At 57.6% G+C, this 19257-nt stretch carries 18 protein-coding genes; 7 read left to right on the forward strand and 11 right to left on the reverse strand.

Annotated features, from left to right (window positions below; translation table 11 throughout):
* Positions 1 to 123 precede the first annotated feature (123 nt).
* A complete protein-coding gene (gene ushA, locus EAE_RS13250; protein ID WP_015704618.1) occupies positions 124 to 1776 on the forward strand; it encodes a bifunctional UDP-sugar hydrolase/5'-nucleotidase UshA in 1653 nt (550 codons plus the stop codon).
* A 58-nt stretch (positions 1777 to 1834) separates the two neighbouring features.
* Here the strand turns inward: ushA and ybaK are convergent, their stop codons facing one another.
* The 3 genes from ybaK to copA form a co-directional block, all read right to left on the reverse strand.
* Positions 1835 to 2314 (reverse strand): Cys-tRNA(Pro)/Cys-tRNA(Cys) deacylase YbaK, encoded by a 480-nt coding sequence (gene ybaK, locus EAE_RS13255; protein WP_015704619.1) that lies wholly within the window; start codon positions 2312 to 2314, stop codon positions 1835 to 1837.
* 201 nt (positions 2315 to 2515) lie between these two features.
* Positions 2516 to 3310: a TraB/GumN family protein gene (locus tag EAE_RS13260; RefSeq protein ID WP_015367896.1), complete on the reverse strand. Its 795-nt coding sequence runs from the start codon at positions 3308 to 3310 to the stop codon at positions 2516 to 2518.
* Positions 3311 to 3442: 132 nt separating this feature from the next.
* On the reverse strand, positions 3443 to 5944 hold the full coding sequence (gene copA, locus EAE_RS13265; protein ID WP_015704620.1) for a copper-exporting P-type ATPase CopA: 2502 nt from the start codon (positions 5942 to 5944) through the stop codon (positions 3443 to 3445).
* 105 nt (positions 5945 to 6049) lie between these two features.
* Here copA and cueR point away from each other — a divergent pair, with 105 nt between their 5' ends.
* Positions 6050 to 6460: a Cu(I)-responsive transcriptional regulator gene (gene cueR, locus EAE_RS13270; protein ID WP_015367894.1), complete on the forward strand. Its 411-nt coding sequence runs from the start codon at positions 6050 to 6052 to the stop codon at positions 6458 to 6460.
* Here cueR and EAE_RS13275 read toward each other — a convergent pair.
* Positions 6457 to 6915: an NfeD family protein gene (locus EAE_RS13275; RefSeq protein WP_015704621.1), complete on the reverse strand. Its 459-nt coding sequence runs from the start codon at positions 6913 to 6915 to the stop codon at positions 6457 to 6459. The genes cueR and EAE_RS13275 overlap by 4 nt on opposite strands.
* The gene (locus EAE_RS13280) at positions 6912 to 7829 is read right to left on the reverse strand and encodes an SPFH domain-containing protein (RefSeq protein ID WP_015704622.1); all 918 of its coding nucleotides are present in this window, start codon (positions 7827 to 7829) and stop codon (positions 6912 to 6914) included. The genes EAE_RS13275 and EAE_RS13280 overlap by 4 nt, the downstream gene beginning before the upstream one ends.
* A 139-nt stretch (positions 7830 to 7968) precedes the next feature.
* Between EAE_RS13280 and fetA the strand changes: the two genes are divergently transcribed.
* Positions 7969 to 8646: an iron efflux ABC transporter ATP-binding subunit FetA gene (fetA, locus tag EAE_RS13285; RefSeq protein ID WP_015704623.1), complete on the forward strand. Its 678-nt coding sequence runs from the start codon at positions 7969 to 7971 to the stop codon at positions 8644 to 8646.
* Positions 8633 to 9415, forward strand: coding sequence for an iron efflux ABC transporter permease subunit FetB (gene fetB / locus EAE_RS13290; protein WP_015367890.1), 783 nt, complete (start codon positions 8633 to 8635; stop codon positions 9413 to 9415). Before fetA ends, fetB begins: the two co-directional genes overlap by 14 nt.
* Before the next feature lie 96 nt (positions 9416 to 9511).
* Here the strand turns inward: fetB and EAE_RS13295 are convergent, their stop codons facing one another.
* From EAE_RS13295 to tesA, 3 genes are read right to left on the reverse strand one after another with little or no spacing between them, the layout of a single operon-like run.
* Complete coding sequence (locus EAE_RS13295; RefSeq protein WP_015367889.1) at positions 9512 to 10366, reverse strand: co-chaperone YbbN; 855 nt, start codon at positions 10364 to 10366, stop codon at positions 9512 to 9514.
* A 58-nt stretch (positions 10367 to 10424) separates the two neighbouring features.
* Positions 10425 to 11231, reverse strand: a complete 807-nt coding sequence (locus EAE_RS13300; RefSeq protein WP_161798737.1) for an SDR family oxidoreductase — start codon at positions 11229 to 11231, stop codon at positions 10425 to 10427.
* On the reverse strand, positions 11221 to 11847 hold the full coding sequence (gene tesA / locus EAE_RS13305; protein WP_015704624.1) for a multifunctional acyl-CoA thioesterase I/protease I/lysophospholipase L1: 627 nt from the start codon (positions 11845 to 11847) through the stop codon (positions 11221 to 11223). Before tesA ends, EAE_RS13300 begins: the two co-directional genes overlap by 11 nt.
* On the opposite strand from tesA, the gene ybbA reads away from it, so the two are divergent.
* The 3 genes from ybbA to EAE_RS13320 all read left to right on the forward strand — a co-directional run bounded on the left by ybbA (position 11815) and on the right by EAE_RS13320 (position 16239).
* A complete protein-coding gene (gene ybbA / locus EAE_RS13310; protein WP_015367886.1) occupies positions 11815 to 12501 on the forward strand; it encodes a putative ABC transporter ATP-binding protein YbbA in 687 nt (228 codons plus the stop codon). The two genes, tesA and ybbA, sit on opposite strands and share 33 nt — an antisense overlap.
* Positions 12498 to 14912, forward strand: coding sequence for a putative ABC transporter permease subunit YbbP (gene ybbP / locus EAE_RS13315; RefSeq protein WP_015704625.1), 2415 nt, complete (start codon positions 12498 to 12500; stop codon positions 14910 to 14912). Before ybbA ends, ybbP begins: the two co-directional genes overlap by 4 nt.
* A 181-nt stretch (positions 14913 to 15093) precedes the next feature.
* Positions 15094 to 16239, forward strand: a complete 1146-nt coding sequence (locus tag EAE_RS13320; protein WP_015704626.1) for a porin — start codon at positions 15094 to 15096, stop codon at positions 16237 to 16239.
* Positions 16240 to 16418: 179 nt separating this feature from the next.
* On the opposite strand, the gene mnmH is transcribed toward EAE_RS13320, so the two are convergent.
* The 3 genes from mnmH to purE all read right to left on the reverse strand — a co-directional run bounded on the left by mnmH (position 16419) and on the right by purE (position 19179).
* The gene (gene mnmH, locus EAE_RS13325; RefSeq protein WP_015704627.1) at positions 16419 to 17495 is read right to left on the reverse strand and encodes a tRNA 2-selenouridine(34) synthase MnmH; all 1077 of its coding nucleotides are present in this window, start codon (positions 17493 to 17495) and stop codon (positions 16419 to 16421) included.
* 110 nt (positions 17496 to 17605) lie between these two features.
* The gene (gene purK / locus EAE_RS13330; RefSeq protein ID WP_015704628.1) at positions 17606 to 18673 is read right to left on the reverse strand and encodes a 5-(carboxyamino)imidazole ribonucleotide synthase; all 1068 of its coding nucleotides are present in this window, start codon (positions 18671 to 18673) and stop codon (positions 17606 to 17608) included.
* Complete coding sequence (gene purE / locus EAE_RS13335) at positions 18670 to 19179, reverse strand: 5-(carboxyamino)imidazole ribonucleotide mutase (protein WP_015367880.1); 510 nt, start codon at positions 19177 to 19179, stop codon at positions 18670 to 18672. Before purE ends, purK begins: the two co-directional genes overlap by 4 nt.
* Between the last annotated feature and the right edge of the window lie 78 nt (positions 19180 to 19257).

Genomic DNA, 19257 nt, shown 5'->3' on the forward strand with positions numbered 1-19257 from the left:
TTATTATCCGACTAACATACCTGTCCCCAAGGTTTGAAGGAAGTCGCAATTCTGAAAACATATTTGTCAAAGCGGCTGACTCGCTATACTTTCGGCACTTGTTATTAAGTCAGGGAGTGAAACATGCATTATTTAAAACGCGGCGTAGCGCTGGCGTTATTCGCCGCCTTATCGCTGGGCAGCCTGTCAGCGCAGGCCTATGAGCAGGACAAAACCTATAAAATCACCATCCTGCACACTAACGACCACCACGGTCATTTCTGGCGCAACGACTATGGCGAATATGGCCTTGCGGCACAGAAGACGCTGGTGGACGGTATCCGCAAAGAGGTGGCGGCCGAAGGCGGTAGCATCCTGCTGCTGTCCGGCGGCGATATCAATACCGGGGTGCCGGAATCTGATTTACAGGATGCAGAACCTGATTTTCGCGGCATGAACCTGATTGGCTACGATGCCATGGCGGTTGGCAACCATGAGTTTGATAACCCGCTCAGCGTGCTGCGCCAGCAGGAGAAGTGGTCGAAGTTCCCTTTCCTGTCGGCCAATATCTATCAGAAAAGCACCGGCGAACGCCTGTTTAAACCCTGGGCGCTGTTTAAGCGCGGCGGGCTTAAAATTGCGGTGATTGGCTTAACGACCGACGATACGGCGAAAATCGGCAACCCGGAATATTTCACCGATATCGAATTCCGTAATCCGGCGGCAGAAGCCAAGCTGGTGATTCAGGAACTGCAGCAAAATGAAAAGCCGGACGTGATTCTGGCGACCACCCATATGGGCCACTATGACAACGGTAATCACGGCTCTAACGCGCCTGGCGACGTTGAAATGGCGCGGAGTTTACCTGCGGGATCGCTGGCGATGATCGTCGGCGGCCATTCGCAGGATCCGGTCTGCATGGCCTCGGAAAATAAAAAGCAGGTCGATTATATCCCCGGCACCCCGTGCGCGCCGGATCGCCAGAATGGCATCTGGATCGTGCAGGCTCACGAGTGGGGTAAATATGTCGGACGCGCCGATTTTGAATTCCGCAACGGGGAGATGAAGCTGGTGCACTATCAGCTGATCCCGGTCAACCTGAAGAAGAAAGTCACCTGGGATAACGGTCAGAGCGAGCGCGTATTGTATACGCCGCAAATTGCTGAAAACCCGCAGATGCTCTCGCTGTTAACGCCGTTCCAGAATAAAGGTAAGGCGCAGTTACAGGTGAAAATAGGCAGCGTCAACGGCCATCTTGAAGGCGATCGCAGCAAAGTTCGCTTCGTTCAAACCAATATGGGGCGTCTGCTGCTGGCGGCGCAGATGGCGCGCAGCAATGCTGATTTCGCGGTGATGAGCGGCGGCGGTATTCGCGACTCTATCGAAGCGGGTGATATTACCTATAAAGACGTGATGAAAGTGCAGCCGTTCGGCAATGTGCTGACTTACGTCGATATGAGCGGTAAAGAGGTGACTGAGTACCTGACCGCCGTCGCGCAGATGAAGCCGGATTCCGGCGCTTATCCGCAGTTCGCCAACGTCAGTTTCGTTGCCAAAGATGGCAAGCTTAACGATCTGAAAATCAAAGGCGAACCGGTGGATCCGGCGAAAACTTACCGTATGGCGACGCTGAGCTTTAACGCCACCGGCGGTGACGGCTACCCGCACATCGATAATAAACCGGGATACGTCAATACCGGCTTTATCGATGCCGAGGTGCTGAAAGAGTACATCGAGAAGAACTCGCCGCTGGATGCGGCGGCTTACGAGCCGAAGGGCGAAGTCAGCTGGCAGTAAGCTATCGCTTAACGGATCCCGGATAAGGCGCGTGTGCCGCTATCCGGGATCCGGTCTCTCAATCGCGGCGGGCGATATCGGCGAACTTCGCGTCCAGAAGCTTCGCCAGATCGCTTGCCGCCAGTTCGATGTCGAGCCCGCGTTTGCCGCCGGAAATATAGATGGTGGCAAACGCCTGCGCCGGAGCATCAATCACCGTCGGCAGGCGCTTTTTCTGCCCCAGCGGGCTGATGCCGCCGACCAGGTATCCGGTGATCCGCTGTGCGACCATTGGGTCGGCCATATCTACCTTCTTGGCGCCCAGCGCTTTGGCCACTTTCTTCAAATCCAACTGTCCGGCAACCGGGGTGACGGCGACCGCCAGATGTTTCATATCGCCGTTAACGGCCACTAATAGCGTCTTGTAAACCTGATCCGCATTGAGCCCCAGCTTGCGAACCACTTCATCGCCAAAATTGGTCTCTTGAGGATCGTGTTCGTAGCTGTGGATCTGAAAGGTAATTTTGTTTTTTTCGAGTAATTTAACGGCGGGAGTCATAGTAATCCTTCTTACCAACCGACCTAACGTATGACCAGCATACGCGTGAGGGTTGTATAAAAAATAGTACCATCTTGCGCAATAGTATTGGCAGTGATGGTCACTTTGAGCGACAATCAGACGATCCGGGATGTATATCCCGGGATAATAATAATGATGAAATTCCTCTTTGACGGGCCAATAGCAATATTGGCCATTTTTTTACGTCAACATATCCGGCAGGTTCCCTTCGCCATACAGATGCAGCGCGCCGACGGCGACCACATAGCGCCCCGGCGGCAGAGCAAGCAGCGTGTCGCGCCAGGCTATGTTGCGCTGATGCATCAGTACATCATATAAAGACTGGCTGAAGGTCGTTGGCAGCGTTTCCGCGCCGCGCGACGGCGGTTGCTCCAGCCACCAGCCAATCATCACCTGCAGTAAACGGGCGTTGGTGCGCCAGTGGGTCAACGTATCTTCCAGCAGCGCCTTACCAGCGTCTGGTAGATTGCGCAGGAGCGCGATTTGGCTATCGGCGCCTTCCAGCTCCATCACCCTTATGTTGCTCTCGCGGGCAGCCATCAGCAACTGATAATCAATGCCGTAATCGGGCCGTAATCCCAGTTTTTGCGCCTGAGTGGCTTGTAGCACCATCGCCACCTGCCACAGCGGCTGGCTATCGAAAAGATCGACCGACAAACCCAGCTCGCCGGCGCGCGAGCGTAATTCTGCTAATTGCGTTTCGCTCAGACGTTCAGCCAGCGGGGGATAAGAGGGGAGATTACTGAAAGGCGTTTCATTACCGGTGATGTCCGCTTCGACGATTAAGGCGTCGGCCTGACGTATTTTTTTCAGTAGCTTGGCCGGCGGCGGCGCCATGTCGCGGGTGCCCATATGAATGCTGCCGACGAGATGTAAATAACGTTCGCCGGGCAGGACGATATCCATTGCAGGCCAGGAATAAGACGAGCCGACGGCGGCTCGCCACAGCATTTTTATTCGGTTTAACAGGCCCATACGCGCTCCGAAGTGTGAGGCATTCATGCTAGCGCATCTGGTGGTGGCAGTCATCTTTCCCGCGGGTTTTTATTGTCGCCAGGAAATAAACGGGCGCTGAGTAACCTCAGCGCCCGTTTTCCTGTGATTGCGCTAATCTTTCGGTTTAAAGCGCAGCAGGCGGTTAGCGTTACTCACCACGGTGATTGACGACAGCGCCATTGCAGCGCCGGCGACCACCGGGTTCAGCAGGGTACCGGTCAGCGGCCAGAGGATCCCGGCGGCAATCGGGATACCCAGCGAGTTATAAACAAACGCGCCCAGCAGGTTCTGTTTCATGTTGCGTAACGTCGCTTTCGAAATCGCTAAAGCATCGGCTACGCCGTTAAGGCTATGGCGCATCAGGGTGATCGCCGCAGTTTCAATAGCGACATCACTGCCGCCGCCCATGGCGATACCGACATCCGCCTGCGCCAGCGCCGGGGCGTCGTTAATACCGTCGCCGACCATCGCCACTTTGTGCCCCTGGCTCTGCAGACGTTTAATGGCATCGGCTTTGCCGTCCGGCAGCACGCCGGCTATCACTTCATCAATGCCCGCTTCTTTGGCGATGGCATTGGCGGTAGTAGGGTTATCCCCGGTCAGCATCACCAGCCGGTAGCCCTGACGATGCAGGCGCGCCAGCGCGTCGATGCTATCTTCCCGTAACGGGTCGCGGATGGCGAACAGCGCAGCGGCCTGACCATCGATCGCCAGCAGCACCGGCGTGGCGCCGCGCGAGGCCTGTGCCGTCATCTCGCTTTCCAGTTCAGCGGTAGCGATATGCTGCTCGTTAAGCAGCGCCTGGTTGCCGAGCAGCAGTTGATGGCCTTCCGCTTCACCGCTGACGCCGAGCCCGCGCAGGGTACGGAAGCCGCTTACCTCCGGTAAAGTGCTGTCAGCGGCTTTATCGAGGATCGCCCGCGCCAGCGGATGGCTTGAACCCTGCTCGAGCGCGGCGGCAAGCCGCACGACAGTGGATTCATCAAAGCTGGCGAAGGTTTTCACGGCCACCACCTGCGGCTTGCCTTCGGTCAGGGTACCGGTTTTATCGAACACCAGCGTATCGAGTTCACTGGCGCGCTGCAGAGCATCGGCGTCACGCACCAGCACGCCGTATTCCGCCGCCCGTCCGACACCGGAGATGATCGACATCGGCGTCGCCAGGCCCAATGCGCATGGACAGGCGATAATCAGTACCGTGGTGGCAATGACCAGGGTATAGACGATTTGCGGCGCCGGGCCGAAGAAGTACCAGATAGCGGCGCTAATCAGCGCAATGGCTACCACTGCCGGAACAAATACCGCAGAGATTTTATCTGCCAGTTGGCCAATTTCCGGTTTGCTACTTTGCGCCTGGCGCACCATGCGAATAATCCGTGCCAGCGTGGTTTGGCTGCCGACGGCGCTGGCGGTAAACAGTACGCTGCCATCCTGCACCACGGTACCGGCATGAATAGCGTCGCCATCGCCTTTTTGCTGCGGCACCGGCTCGCCGGTGAGCATCGCTTCATCAAACCAGGCTTCGCCCTGGCTTATCACGCCGTCAACCGGAACGCGATCGCCAGTGGTCAGGCGCAGGGTCATGCCGGCCTGGACTTCGGTGAGCGGCAGATCTTCTTCCCCTTCAGGCGTCACAACGCGTGCCGAAGGCGGCGTCAGGTCGAGCAGTTTTTCCAGCGCCTTCGAGGAACGCTGGCGCGCGCGGGCCTCCAGCATATGGCCGAGGTTAATCAGACCGATAATCATCGCGCTGGCTTCGTAATACAGGTGGCGCGCTTCCATCGGAAACCACTGCGGCCACAGGTTGACGCTCATTGAATATAGCCAGGCGACGCCCGTTCCCAGGGCGACCAGCGTATCCATGGTGGCGGTACCGTTTTTCAGGCTTTTCCAGGCGCTGCGATAGAAGTGACCGCCGGCGAAGACCATCACCGCGAGGGTGACGAGACCGATGACCAGCCACAGCGATCGATTGTCGTCGCTGACCATCATGTTATCGCCGATCATGCCCCAGACCATAACCGGTACGCCGACCAGCAGGGCGACAATCGCCTGCCAGCGAAAACGTTTCATGGTGGCGATGGCAGTTTCCTGCTGCCGTTCGCGGCGTTCCAGATCGTCTTCGATCGCCTCCGCGCCGTAGCCGGCTTTTTCCACCGCCTGCACTAATTCTGCGGCGGACGCACTGCCCATCACCAGCGCCGTGCGTTCCGCCAGGTTTACCCGCGCCTGTGAGACTCCCGGCACCGCGGCAAGCGCGTTTTGTACCCGGGAAACGCAGCTGGCGCAGCTCATGCCGTTGATCAGCAGCTGTTGACTGTCATCCTCGTCATGGGCTGCCGGAAGCTCAGGAGTGGCCGCTGTCAGTGCTTCCGACGGGATTGATGATTCTGCCAGCGGTTTAGCCTTTGGGTGGCTGAGCTCCGCGCCGTATCCGGCTTGTTTGATGGTCTCAATCAGGGCTTCAGCGCTGGCGCTACCCGTGACGTGGGCTTCGGTAACGGTTACATCAGCCTGTTCAACGTCGGGACGTTGTTCGAGGCTCTCTTTCACGCGTTTAACGCAGTGGCCGCAGGAGAGGCCATCAAGCGTCAGGTCGATAGTGTTAGACATAAAAAACTCCTGAATAATTTCCGGTTAATGATTGACCGAACACACTCTTTCATCGAGTATTAAGAAGGTTAAACCTTCCAGCAAGGGGAAGGTCAAGGGGGAAAAATGAATATTAGCGATGTGGCGAAAAAAACCGGTTTAACCAGCAAAGCGATTCGTTTTTACGAAGAGAAAGGGCTGGTGACGGCGCCGCTGCGCAGCGATAACGGCTACCGTACCTACACTCAGAAGCACCTTGATGAACTGACGCTGCTGCGTCAGGCGCGGCAGGTGGGATTTAACCTGGAAGAGTGCCGCGAGCTGGTGACGTTATTCAACGATCCGTCGCGGCACAGCGCCGATGTGAAAAAACGAACGCTGGAGAAAGTCGCGGATATTGAGAACCATATCCGCGAGTTGCAAAACATGCGTGCGCATTTGCTGGCGCTGGCGGACGCCTGCCCCGGCGATGAGAGCGCGGATTGCCCGATAATTGATAACCTCTCCGGCTGTTGTCACCGCAAAGCGCAGGCTTAGCGGACGGCGGCTCTTACCCGCAAGGTAATCCCTTCTACGGCGACCACCTCCACCTTGCAGCCCGCCGCGAGGTCTTCATCGGCAAGCACCGGCCAGGAGCTATCGCCGACGCGGACGTGGCCGCGGCCGTTTTCAAGCGCGCTGTCGAGAGTAAAACGGCGGCCAACCAGCTGCTGGCCGCGCTGGTTAAGCTGCGCGTCGGCGGGGCGCTGCTGCCTCATGCGTTTACGCAGCCATTTTGACCACAGCCACGCCGCCAGCAGGGTAAGGACGGCAAACAGCGTCCCTTGCCATTCCCAACTGAGCGGAATAGCCCATATTAGCAGGCCGGTGACGACGCCAGCTACGCCGCTCCACAGCAGGTAGCCGTTGCTGCCGAGCATCTCCGCCGCCAGCAACAGCCCGCCAAGGGTCAGCCAGAAAATATGCGGATGGGCGAGGATCAGGGCGATCATGATTTTTTCCGCTCGACGCTACTCTCTTTCAGCAGTTCGCCGATCCCGGCTATCGAGCCCATCAGGCTGCTGGCATCCAGCGGCATCAACACCACTTTGCTGTTGTTGGCGGCGCCAATCTGCTGCAGCGCGTCGGTATATTTCTGCGCCACGAAGTAGTTAATCGCCTGAATATCGCCTGAGGCAATCGCCGATGACACCATCTGGGTGGCGCGGGCTTCCGCTTCGGCGGAACGTTCGCGGGCTTCCGCCTGCAGGAAGGCAGACTGACGTTCGCCTTCGGCTTTGAGGATCTGCGACTGTTTTTCGCCTTCGGCCTTGAGAATTTCCGCCTGGCGCACCCCTTCAGCCTCAAGGATATAGGCGCGTTTGGTTCGCTCGGCTTTCATCTGGGCGTTCATCGAGGAGATAAGCTCCGCCGGCGGGCGAACGTCACGGATTTCGACGCGGGTGATTTTCACCCCCCACGGATTGGTGGCGTCGTCGACGATATGCAGCAGGCGGGTGTTAATGCTATCGCGCTGGGAGAGCATTTCATCCAGCTCCATTGAGCCGAGTACGGTACGAATATTGGTCATCGTCAGATTGACGATCGCCAGCTCAAGATTGCTGACTTCATAGGCGGCTTTTGGCGCATCGATCACCTGAATGAAGCAGACGGCGTCAATAGTGACGTTGGCGTTATCGCGAGAGATGACTTCCTGCGAAGGGATATCCAGCACCTGCTCCATCATGTTCACTTTACGGCCGATGCGGTCCATAAACGGCACCACTAAACTTAAACCCGGCTGCAGCGTCTGCGTGTAGCGGCCAAAGCGTTCGACGGTCCATTGATATCCCTGCGGCACGATTTTTACTGCCGCCCCCACAATGACCAGTGCGACAAAAATAAGAACGGGGATAAAAATCAGCATCAAAAACCTCCTGTCTTGTTGCCTGATGGGCGCCGCAGCGAAATGGCGCATGTTTAAACAGAGTATAACTTTCTCCTTGTTCCGGTGAAAGAAAACTGGAGTAAACTGTCTGCGTTTTAGGAAATAAACTGGACATATAATGAAGGAAAATAACGCGATTTTGCGCCTCGAGGGCGTCGGTTTTAAAACCGACGACGCGGTCATCCTGAATAATATCGATCTCCGGATTGCGGCAGGGGAATTTAAGTTAATTACCGGGCCATCCGGATGCGGCAAAAGTACGCTGCTGAAAATTATCGCCTCGCTGCTGAGCCCGACCAGCGGAGAGATTTTTTTCAATGACAAAGATATCACTACGCTAACGCCGGAAAACTATCGCCAGCAGGTTTCTTATTGCGCGCAAACCCCGGCGCTGTTCGGCGATTCGGTTTATGACAACCTGGTCTTCCCATGGCAGATCCGCAACAAACAGCCGGATCCTAAAGCGCTGGTTGCCGATCTCGAACGCTTCGGGCTGGCGGATAATACGCTGGAGAAATCCATTAATGAGCTTTCTGGCGGTGAAAAACAGCGGGTCTCGCTCATTCGTAATTTGCAGTTTCTACCGCAGGTTCTGCTGCTTGATGAAATTACCAGCGCGCTGGATGAAAGTAATAAGCGCAACGTTAACGAGATTATTCATCGCTACGCGACGGAAAAAGGGATGGCCATTCTGTGGGTCACTCACGACCAGAACGAAATTGCCCATGCTGATGAAGTGATCACGCTACAGCCTGCCGGTGGGAAAATGCAGGAGGTAAAAAATGAACGGGCATAATATTACTAACGAATCGCTGGCGCTCTCGATGGTGCTGGTGCTGGTGGCAATCGTCGTCAGCTATCGGGAAAAATTGGCGCTGGAAAAAGATATCATCTGGAGTATTTGCCGGGCGATAGTGCAATTGATTATCGTCGGCTACGTGCTGAAATATATCTTTAACGTCAATCATGCGGTGTTGACGCTATTGATGGTGCTGTTTATCTGCTTTAACGCGGCGTGGAATGCGAAGAAGCGCAGTAAATATATCGATAAAGCTTTTGTTTCATCGTTTATCGCTATTACCACCGGCGCCGGACTAACCCTGGCGGTGCTGGTCTTCTCGGGGTCGATCGCCTTTGTGCCGATGCAGGTTATTCCGATTGCCGGCATGGTGGCCGGTAACGCCATGGTGGCGGTAGGGCTGTGCTACAACAATATGGGCCAGCGTTTTAACAGCGAGCAGCAGCAGATTCAGGAGAAGCTAAGTCTTGGCGCGACGCCGAAGATGGCCTCCGCGCGGCTGATCCGCGATAGCATACGCGCATCGTTGATTCCCACGGTAGATTCGGCGAAAACGGTCGGGCTGGTGAGTTTGCCGGGCATGATGTCGGGGTTGATTTTCGCCGGGATAGACCCGGTGAAGGCGATTAAGTATCAGATTATGGTCACGTTTATGTTGCTATCGACCGCCAGCTTGTCGACGATTATTGCCGGCTATCTGACCTACCGGAAGTTCTTCAATGCCCGCCATCAATTGGTTGTGACGCAGTTGAAAAAGCGCCCGTAAGTATTCCCGGAGGCGGCGCGTTGCGCCTTCTCCGGGCTACCACGGCGTAATCTGTAGCCCGGAGAAGCGTAGCGCTATCCGGGTCAGCGCCTCTGATTAATACAGCAATGAATACAGCTGGCGGCGGTATTTCGCCGCCAGGGCGTCGCCGGTGCCGAGCGCCGCGAGGATCTCCTGCAGCATTTTGCGCACCTGGCCATCCCCGGCGCCTAAATCTTTTTGCAGATGCGTGAACAGCAGCGCCAGCGCTTCTTCGTTGCGCCCGACCTGGTGCAGCTGCAACGCCAGCTGAGACGCCAGCGCCGCGTCGTCCGGGTTCTGCTCGACCTGCTGCTGAAGTTGCTGGATTTCCGGGGTATCAGCCGCTTGTTTAAGCAGTTCAATCTGCGCCACCAGCCCCTGATAACGGGTGTCCTGATCCTGCAGCGGCACAGTTTTCAGCACGCTTTCAGCTTCATCGGAACGCTGCAGGGCAATTAGCGTTTCCGCCAGCAGCAGGCCAATCTGGCTATCCTGGTTAGACAACTGCCAGGCGTCTTTCAGCAGCGGCAGCGCGTCGGCGTATTTTTCTTCCTGCATCAGCGCCAGCGCTTCCTGCGCTTTCAATTCTTCTTCGCGCGGCAGCACTTTATCCAGCAGGGCGCGGATGGCCTCTTCCGGCTGCGGGCCTTCAAAACCATCTACCGGCTGGCCGTTCTGGAAAAGATACACCGTTGGGATCGCGCGCAGACCAAACTGCGAAGCCAGCATTTGCTCCGCGTCGCAATCTACCTTCGCCAGCGTAAACTGACCGTGGTATTGGGCGGCCAGGCGCTCAAGCACCGGCGTCAGTTGTTCGCAGTGCTGGCTACGGGCGGACCAGAAATAAAACAGCACCGGCGCGTTCATGGATTGCTGCAGCGTCTGCTGCAGGTTGGCTTCGGTAATATTGACAATATTCTGTTCGGACATGAGCGTATCTCGTTGGTCGATTTCTGTTTTAGATGGGGGCGACATTCAGCGCTTCAACTCAGCCCTGGATAATTTTGTCCATCGCACGGGCCGGTAGCAGGCGTTTTAACCAGCCTACCGCGTGGGTGACCAGCGTCACCGGATAGCGCAGTTTCGGCTTGTCGCTGACGAAGGCGTGACGCACTTTTTCCACCACCGCCTCCGGGCCGAGCGTAAAGCGCGCGGCAATACCGGGGTTTTCTACCGTCTTGTCGCCGGTCTGGTTAACATTGTTGGTAAAGCGGGTGCGGATTGGTCCAGGCTCAATCAGGCTGACTTTTATGCCACTGTGGCGGAGTTCCATGCGCAGCGCATCGGACCACGCCTCCAGCGCGTATTTACTGGCGGCATAGGCGCCGCGGCCGGGGCTGGAAATCAGCCCCATCACCGAAGAGGTCATGACGATGCGGCCCTCGCCGTGAGGCTGCATAGCGGGCAGCAGCAGCATGGTGAGCTGGTGGGCGCCGAAAAAGTTAGCAGAAAACTGCTGTTCCATCTGCTGACGGCTGATGGTGGTGAGCGGGCCGTAGACGCCGTAGCCAGCATTATTGAACAGGCCATACAGGCGGTTCTCGGTCAGCGCGATGACCTCGGCGGCGGCATTTTCGACGCTTTGCGGATCATCGAGATCCAGCAAAATACCGGTCAGACCCAGCTCCTGCATACGGGCGACATCCTCCCCCTTACGGCAGGCGGCCAGTACCCGGAAGCCCTGGCGCTTTAAATCAAGCGCGCTTTCGAGGCCAATTCCGCTGGAACATCCTGTAACTAAAACCGATTTTTGCATAACTTTACCTGTGAATGACTCCCGGCGTTCAGGAGTCATGATTAACTAAGGGAGCCAACCGGGTTGCCATCCAGTCGGCAATAAACGGTTGCGCATCGCGATTAGGATGAATGCCGTCGTCCTGCATCCATTGTGGCTTGAGATAAACCTCCTCCATAAAAAAGGGCAGCAGAGGAATATCGAACTCTTTGGCCAGCTGCGGATAAATCGCGCTAAAGGCTTCATTATAACGGCGCCCATAGTTGGCGGGCAGGCGTATTTGCATCAGTAGCGGTTGGGCCTTCGCCGCTTTGATATCCTGAATAACGGTGCGTAGCGTCTGCTCCGTTTGCTGCGGCGGGAAACCGCGCAGCCCGTCGTTGCCGCCCAGTTCCACCAGCACCCAGCGCGGTTGGTGCTGCTTCAGTAGCGCCGGCAGGCGCGCCAGGCCCTGCTGCGATGTATCGCCGCTGATACTGGCATTGACCACCGTCGTTTTGGCCTGCCACTTATCATTGAGCAGAGCAGGCCAGGCAGTATTCGCCGCCATCCGATAGCCGGCGCTCAGGCTATCGCCAAGCACTAACAGCGTATCCGCCGCCATTGCGCGGCAGGTAAACAGAACCATAAACAGGAAAGGCAAATGCCAGCGGAAAACATACTTGAAGTTCATCATCTTAAGAAATCCGTCGGTCAGGGAGAGCATCAGCTGTCCATCCTTACCGGAGTTGAGCTGGTTGTCAAACCGGCGCAAACCATCGCCCTGATTGGCGAGTCCGGTTCCGGGAAATCCACGCTGCTGGCGATTCTCGCCGGGCTTGACGACGGCAGCAGCGGCGAAGTGTCTCTTCTGGGGCAGCCGCTGCATCAAATGGATGAAGAGGCGCGCGCGAGGCTACGCGCAAAGCACGTAGGCTTTGTCTTTCAATCGTTTATGTTGATTCCGACGCTAAACGCCCTTGAGAACGTCGAGCTGCCGGCATTGCTGCGCGGCGCCAGCGATAGCCAGAGCCGTGGCGATGCGCGCGCGCTGCTTGAACAACTGGGGCTTGGCAAACGGCTGCACCATTTGCCGGCGCAGCTTTCCGGCGGCGAGCAGCAGCGAGTGGCGCTGGCCCGCGCCTTTAACGGCCGTCCGGCGCTGCTGTTTGCCGATGAGCCGACCGGCAATCTCGACCGTCACACCGGCGATAAAATCGCCGATCTGCTGTTCTCGCTCAACCGCGAACACGGTACCACGCTGATTCTGGTGACCCACGATCCGCTACTGGCGGCGCGCTGCGATCGTCGCTTACGCCTGGTGGATGGCAAGCTGCAGGAGGAAGCATGATAGCCCGCTGGTTCTGGCGCGAATGGCGCTCGCCTTCGCTGCTCATCGTCTGGTTGGCATTAAGCATGGCGGTGGCCTGCGTGCTGGCGCTGGGCTCAATCAGCGACCGTATGGAAAAAGGGCTTAGCCAGCAAAGCCGCGAATTCATGGCCGGGGATCGCACCCTGCGCAGTTCACGCGAAGTGCCTGCCGAGTGGCTCGCCCAGGCGCGTACGCTAGGGTTAACCGTCGGCGAACAGCTGAACTTCGCCACCATGACTTTCGCTGTAGATACCCCGCAGCTGGCGGACGTGAAGGCGGTTGATGATACTTATCCGCTGTACGGCACGCTGGAGACCGCACCGGCGAGATTAAAACCGCAGCGCGGCAGCGTCCTGCTGGCGCCAAGGCTGATGGCATTACTGAACCTGAAAACCGGCGATAACATTGACGTTGGCGACGCCACCTTGCGCATCGCTGGCGAGGTCATTCAGGAGCCGGACGCCGGATTCAACCCCTTCCAGATGGCGCCGCGGCTAATGATGAATATCGCCGACGTGGCGAAAACCGGCGCGGTACAGCCCGGCAGCCGCGTCTCCTGGCGCTATAAATTCGCGGGTAGCGCACAGCAGCTGGCGGCTTACGAGCGGTGGCTGCTGCCGAAGCTTGGCGCGGAACATCGCTGGATTGGCCTGGAGCAGGATGATAGCGCGTTGGGTAAATCGCTGGAGCGCTCGCAGCAATTTTTACTGCTGTCCGCGTTACTAACGTTGCTGCTGGCGGTCGCCGCGGTAGCGGTAGCGATGGGCCATTACTGCCGCAGCCGCTACGATTTGGTCGCCATCCTTAAGACGCTGGGCGCCGGGCGGGCGCAACTGCGTAAACTTATCGTCGGTCAGTGGCTAATGTTGCTGGTGCTGGCCGTGGTGGCGGGGGGCGCGATGGGGCTGCTGCTGGAAAAAGCCCTGCTGCTGATGCTTAAACCGGTGCTGCCTGCCGCGCTGCCGCCCGCCAGCGGCTGGCCGTGGTTGTGGGCTATCGGCGCGATGGTGGTGATTTCGCTACTGGTCGGCTGGCGGCCGTACCGGCTGCTGCTGGCGACTCTGCCACTGCGGGTATTGCGGCAAGATGTGGTGGCTAACGTCTGGCCGCTAAAACACTATATTCCGGTGGTTTGCGCGGTGGTTGTCGGCGGACTGGCATGGCTGATGGGCGGTAGCCCGCTGCTGTGGTCGGTGTTGGTCGGGGCGCTGGTACTGGCGCTGTTGTGCGGGCTGGTAGGCTGGGCCTTGCTGTGGTTGCTCAAGCGCTTAACGCTGAAAGCGTTACCGTTGCGCCTGGCGGTGAATCGCCTGTTGCGCCAGCCGTGGTCAACGCTGAGCCAACTGGCGGCGTTTTCACTGTCGTTTATGCTGCTGGCTCTGCTGTTGGTGTTACGCGGCGATTTGCTCGAACGCTGGCAGCAGCAGCTGCCGCCGGAAAGCCCGAACTACTTCCTGATTAATATCGCACCCGAACAGGTAGTGCCGGTGAAGACATTCCTTGCCGAACACCAGACCCGGGCGGCGGAGTTTTACCCCATCGTGCGCGCGCGGCTGACGCAGATTAACGGTCAAACCACCGAGGGCAATAAAGACGAAGCGCTAAACCGCGAGCTTAATCTCACCTGGAGCGAGCAGCGCCCGGATCATAATCCGCTGGTGGCCGGCAGTTGGCCGCCGAAGGCGGGCGAGGTGTCGATTGAAGAGGGGCTGGCGCAGCGGTTGGGCGTCAGGATCGGTGATAGCGTCACCTTTACCGGCGACACTCAGCAATTTAACGCTAAGGTGACCAGCGTGCGCAAAGTTGACTGGGAGAGCCTGCGGCCAAACTTCTTCTTTATTTTCCCGCCAGGGGCGCTGGATGGGCAGCCGCAAAGCTGGCTCACCAGCTTCCGCTGGGATAATGGCAACGCGATGCTGACCCAGCTTAATCGCGAATTCCCCACCGTTAGCCTGCTGGATATCGGCGCCATCCTGCGCCAGGTAGGCCAGGTGTTGACGCAGGTAAGTCGCGCGCTGGAGGTCATGGTGGTGCTGGTCACCGCCTGCGGCGTGCTATTGCTGCTGGCTCAGGTGCAGGTCGGGATGCGTCAGCGGCATCAGGAGCTGGTCGTCTGGCGGACGCTGGGGGCCGGTAAAAACTTGCTACGTACCACGCTGTGGGCGGAGTTCGCTCTGCTTGGCGTGGTGTCGGGGCTGGTGGCGGCCATTGGCGCCGAGGTGGCGCTGGCGATGCTGCAAACCAAAGTGTTTGATTTTCCATGGACGCCGGACTGGCGGCTGTGGGTTATGCTGCCATTATCCGGCGCTATATTATTATCGTTGTGCGGCGGATGGTTGGGATTACGCTTATTAAAAGGAAAAGCGTTATTCCGACAATTTAACCAGTAAATAGATTTCATTTTTATGAAGCGCCGCGCAATTTCGCGGCGCTTTTATTTTAACGGCACAAAATGATAATTCCTTGATTTTTAAGCGCACAAAACATTAAAAACCCAACAACACGTCGTGCTAATTCGCAGTTAATATTCAACTGGCAAATATAAGGTTGCTTATTACTCAAGGAAAAAGCATGGCACATAAAATAAAAGCGCTGGCGATCTCGATCAGCGCAGCATTAGCGTTAACCTCTTTTGCATCCCAGGCTGAGATTACGCTGCTGAAACAAGATCCGCAGGCGGGCGATCCGTTAAGCCGCCTTAACTTTACCGTCGGCGGCAGTATTCGTCCGCAGTTCAACATGATGACCGGCGATGGCGATAAAGGTTCCTACAAGCGTAACGGTTTCGACGGCGGCACCCGTTTCCGCTTTGCGGCTGATTACTATCTGTTTGATGATATTAGCTGGATCAGCTACTACGAATTGGGCGTGAATATTCCGGCGCTGTTCGATTGGGACAATCACTACGCGGAAGGGGCGAACAATACCACCCGCCGTATGCTTTATACCGGTCTGAAGAGCGATACCTGGGGGACATTAACCTACGGTCAGCAGAACAGTATTTACTATGATGTCGTCGGCGTGAAAACCGATATCTGGGACTACGATATGATCGGTCAGGCTCCGGGTAACGGTATTAACGGCGACTACGATGGTTCTTATCGTTCACGCAATATGTTGAAATATAAGAAAACCGTCGGTGATGTCGATCTGTACGGATCCTATCTGTTTGAAGATAGCGAGTATTTGCCGGGCGATGGTCTGCGCTACAAACGTAAAGGCGGCGGGTCTATCGGCGTGGATTACCACATCATGAAGGACCTGACCTGGGGTACCGCGTGGAACTACACCCGCGCCGAAATGCGCGACCCGTCAAGCTCCGATAGCAAAACCTACGACCAGAATATTGTCGGTACCGCGCTGAGCTGGACTCCGGATAACTGGACCTTCTCCTTCGGCGGCGGCTGGTATCAGAACTTCCTGACTACCAAGAAAACCAATGTGCATGATTACTTCGCCGGCGATGCCTGGGGTATTGAATACTTTGCCGGCTATAAATTCCCGATCAATCAATACGCTGTTAAATCTATTCAGCCGTACTTTATGGGCGACCGTCTGGAGTACGTGAATGGCCGCAACTACCAGCGTATTGATAACGGTTTGGGTGTTAGCTTCCAGCTGGATTACGGTTTCCGTGTTGATTACGAGCACGTGTTTACCTCCAGCACCGATGATCTGGGCGATATGAACCTGGTGCGTCTGCGCTACGACTTCTGACGATGAGTCGCCGCAAGCCGGGAATTTCCCCGGCTTGCGCTGCGCTAAGCCGGGCTACCAAATCGCACAGCGCTGTAGCCCCGGTAAGCGGCAGCGCCACCGGGGATTTTGAGATCACCAGTGGGAGTAGCCCGGGTAAGGCGCCAGCCGCTACCCGGGAAACCGTCTGGTTGGGGGAGCTACTTCGCCAGCCAGGCGGCGACCTCCTGCCAGTTGCCGCGAAAAATAATTTTCCCGGCTTTTTTCCCCAACTGATAGCGATACATTGGGTCGTAGTATTCATTTAACAGCGGGACCAGCCAGGCGAAGTGAGCTTCGGTACTGGCGGTACGCTGTTGCTGCAACAATGCCGCGTCGAGTAGTTCGGTTAACTGAGCAAAGCGCTGTAGCCCCAGCCGACGCCGGATGGCAAACAGCCCGTGATGCAGATACTCGCTATATTCCTGCCAGCCTTTCTCTTCGCCATAGGCGGCAATAAAGTCGCGGTGCATACGATCGAAGTACTCTTCACGCAACCGCTCCAGACGAACGTCAAACGGATCTTCCACCACCGCCAGCGGCGATTGCGCCATGCGGATACGCAGACACTCCGGCAGGTGGTTCGCGCCAATCATATGGCCTTCATCTTCCAGCACCCAACGTGTTTGTTGTTCAGCCTTTTTAAGCAGGGAGACCGCCAGATGGTTTTCGAACGTCGCCTGCGGGTGTTGCTGCTGCAACGTACGGCCAAATGACGAACCGCGGTGGTGGGCGTGACCTTCAAGATCGATACCGTCCGGGCGCGAGCAAACCAACTGGGTTTTGCCATTGCCGGTGCAGCCGCCAATCAGCACGATAGGGCGCTGTACCAGCTCCTCGGTAGCCTGTATTGCCGCCTGGCGTAGCGCTTTGTAGCCGCCGACAATCAGCGGATAATCGACGCCTGCTTCACGCATCCACTGCTGCACGATATGCGAGCGCTGGCCGCCGCGGGCGCAGCACAGATAGCCCTGTGGATAGCGGGCGCAGGCCGACAGCCACGCCTTGAGGCGGCTGGCGCGCAGGTCGCCATCGACCAGTTTATGTCCGAGGGCTAATGCCGCTTCCGGCCCCTGGCGCTTGTAACAGGTGCCGACGGCGGCGCGTTCATCATCGTTCATCAGCGGCAGGTTAATCGCCGCGGGCATCGCGCTTTGCTGAAATTCCACCGGCGCGCGGACGTCGATAAGCGGCGTATCCGCGCTGAGGATGGCGCGATAGTGTGTCCCATTTTCCATGGGTCGTCCTTTTGAGTTAAAACCGGGATGTGCTTACTGCGAGGTGGGGATTCTACGCGCCGAAGGGCATGCCGGGGAAGGGGATAGATCAAATCCCCGGCACGAATGGCTTAATTAAGCTGCGACTGCGCCCAGAAAACGCCGCTGGCGTATTCGGCTGGCAGGAGCGGTTTCAGCGCTTCCAGCGTGGCGCTCAGGCGATCGGTATCGCTGTCGGTCAGATTCAGGTGCCCGACTTTACGCCCCGGACGAACTTCTTTGTCGTACCAGTGCAGATGTACCAGCGGCAGTTTCAGCCAGTCGTAGTTCAGATCGCTGCCGATCAGGTTGATCATCACCGATGGGCTGTTGACCACCGGCGGCGGCAGCGGCAAATCGGTAATGGCGCGCAGGTGCAGTTCAAACTGGCTAATGGAAGCCCCGTTCTGTGTCCAGTGGCCGCTGTTGTGCACGCGCGGCGCCAGTTCGTTGATCAGCAGTCCCTCGGCGGTGACGAAGCACTCCATGGCCATCACGCCCACGTAGTCGAGCTCGTTCATGATCGCCGTCAGCATGCTTTCGGCCTGCGCCTGCTGGCGCGCATTGGCCTGCGGGAAGGCGACGCTGGCGCGCAGAATGCCGTCCTGGTGCAGGTTGCGGGTCAGCGGATAAAACACCGTGCTGCCGTCGCGGCCGCGGGCACCAACCAGCGACACTTCGCCGGAGAAATTAATCCCCTGCTCGACGATACACTCGCCGTAATTATCATCCGGCAGTTGTGCGGTTTCGTTCTCGCGTAGACGCCACTGCCCGCGGCCATCGTAGCCGCCGACGCGGCGCTTGACGATAGCCAGTTCGCCCAGACGGGCAAACACGGCGGGCCACTCGCTTTTATCCGCCAGTAGTTGCCACGGCGCGGTGGCGAGGCCAAGTTTGTCGAACAACTGTTTCTGGGTCAGGCGGTCGGCGATGATCGGAAAAACGTCGCGGTTGACGAAAGCCGGATGGCGCGCCAGTTCGCGGGTCAGGGCTGTTTCCGGCCAGCGTTCGATTTCAGCGGTGATGACGCTTTGCTGGAATGGCACCGCTTCCGGGTCGGCTTCCAGGCCAACCGGCCAGACGGCGATGCCCAGCGGTTCACCGGCCTGACGCAGCATGCGGCCTAACTGTCCGTTACCGAGGACGCAAACCTGTTTCATGCCGCACCTCGCGGGTCCGGGTTATCCAGCACCTCATCGGTTTGCGCCTGACGCCAGGCGCTCAGACGCTGGTGCAGTTCGGCATCATGCTGGGCGAGAATTTGCGCGGCGAGCAGGGCGGCGTTAGCGGCGCCGGCTTTGCCGATGGCCAGCGTGCCGACCGGGATGCCGCGGGGCATTTGAACGATAGAGTAGAGGCTGTCAACGCCGCTTAATGCCGCGCTCTGAACCGGCACGCCAAGCACCGGCACCAGAGTTTTCGCTGCAATCATGCCCGGCAAATGCGCCGCGCCGCCCGCACCGGCGATGATCACCTGATAACCGTTGCTTTCGGCGCTTTCGGCGAAGCTAAACAATTTATCGGGCGTACGGTGGGCGGAAACCACTTCAACATGGTGCGGAACGTTCAGGGTATCAAGGATTTCTGCGGCGAACTGCATGGTAGCCCAGTCGCTTTTGGACCCCATCACGATGGCGATACGCGCCGGATTATTGCGGGAAGACATGCGTCTGAAAACTCCTGTGGGTGTGCTTCACACTGCTTTAGAGGCCACAGAGAATAGCACGATATCCCGGCAAGGAAA

This window comes from Klebsiella aerogenes KCTC 2190 (genome assembly GCF_000215745.1).
In the GTDB taxonomy this organism is placed as follows: Bacteria; Pseudomonadota; Gammaproteobacteria; order Enterobacterales; family Enterobacteriaceae; genus Klebsiella; species Klebsiella aerogenes.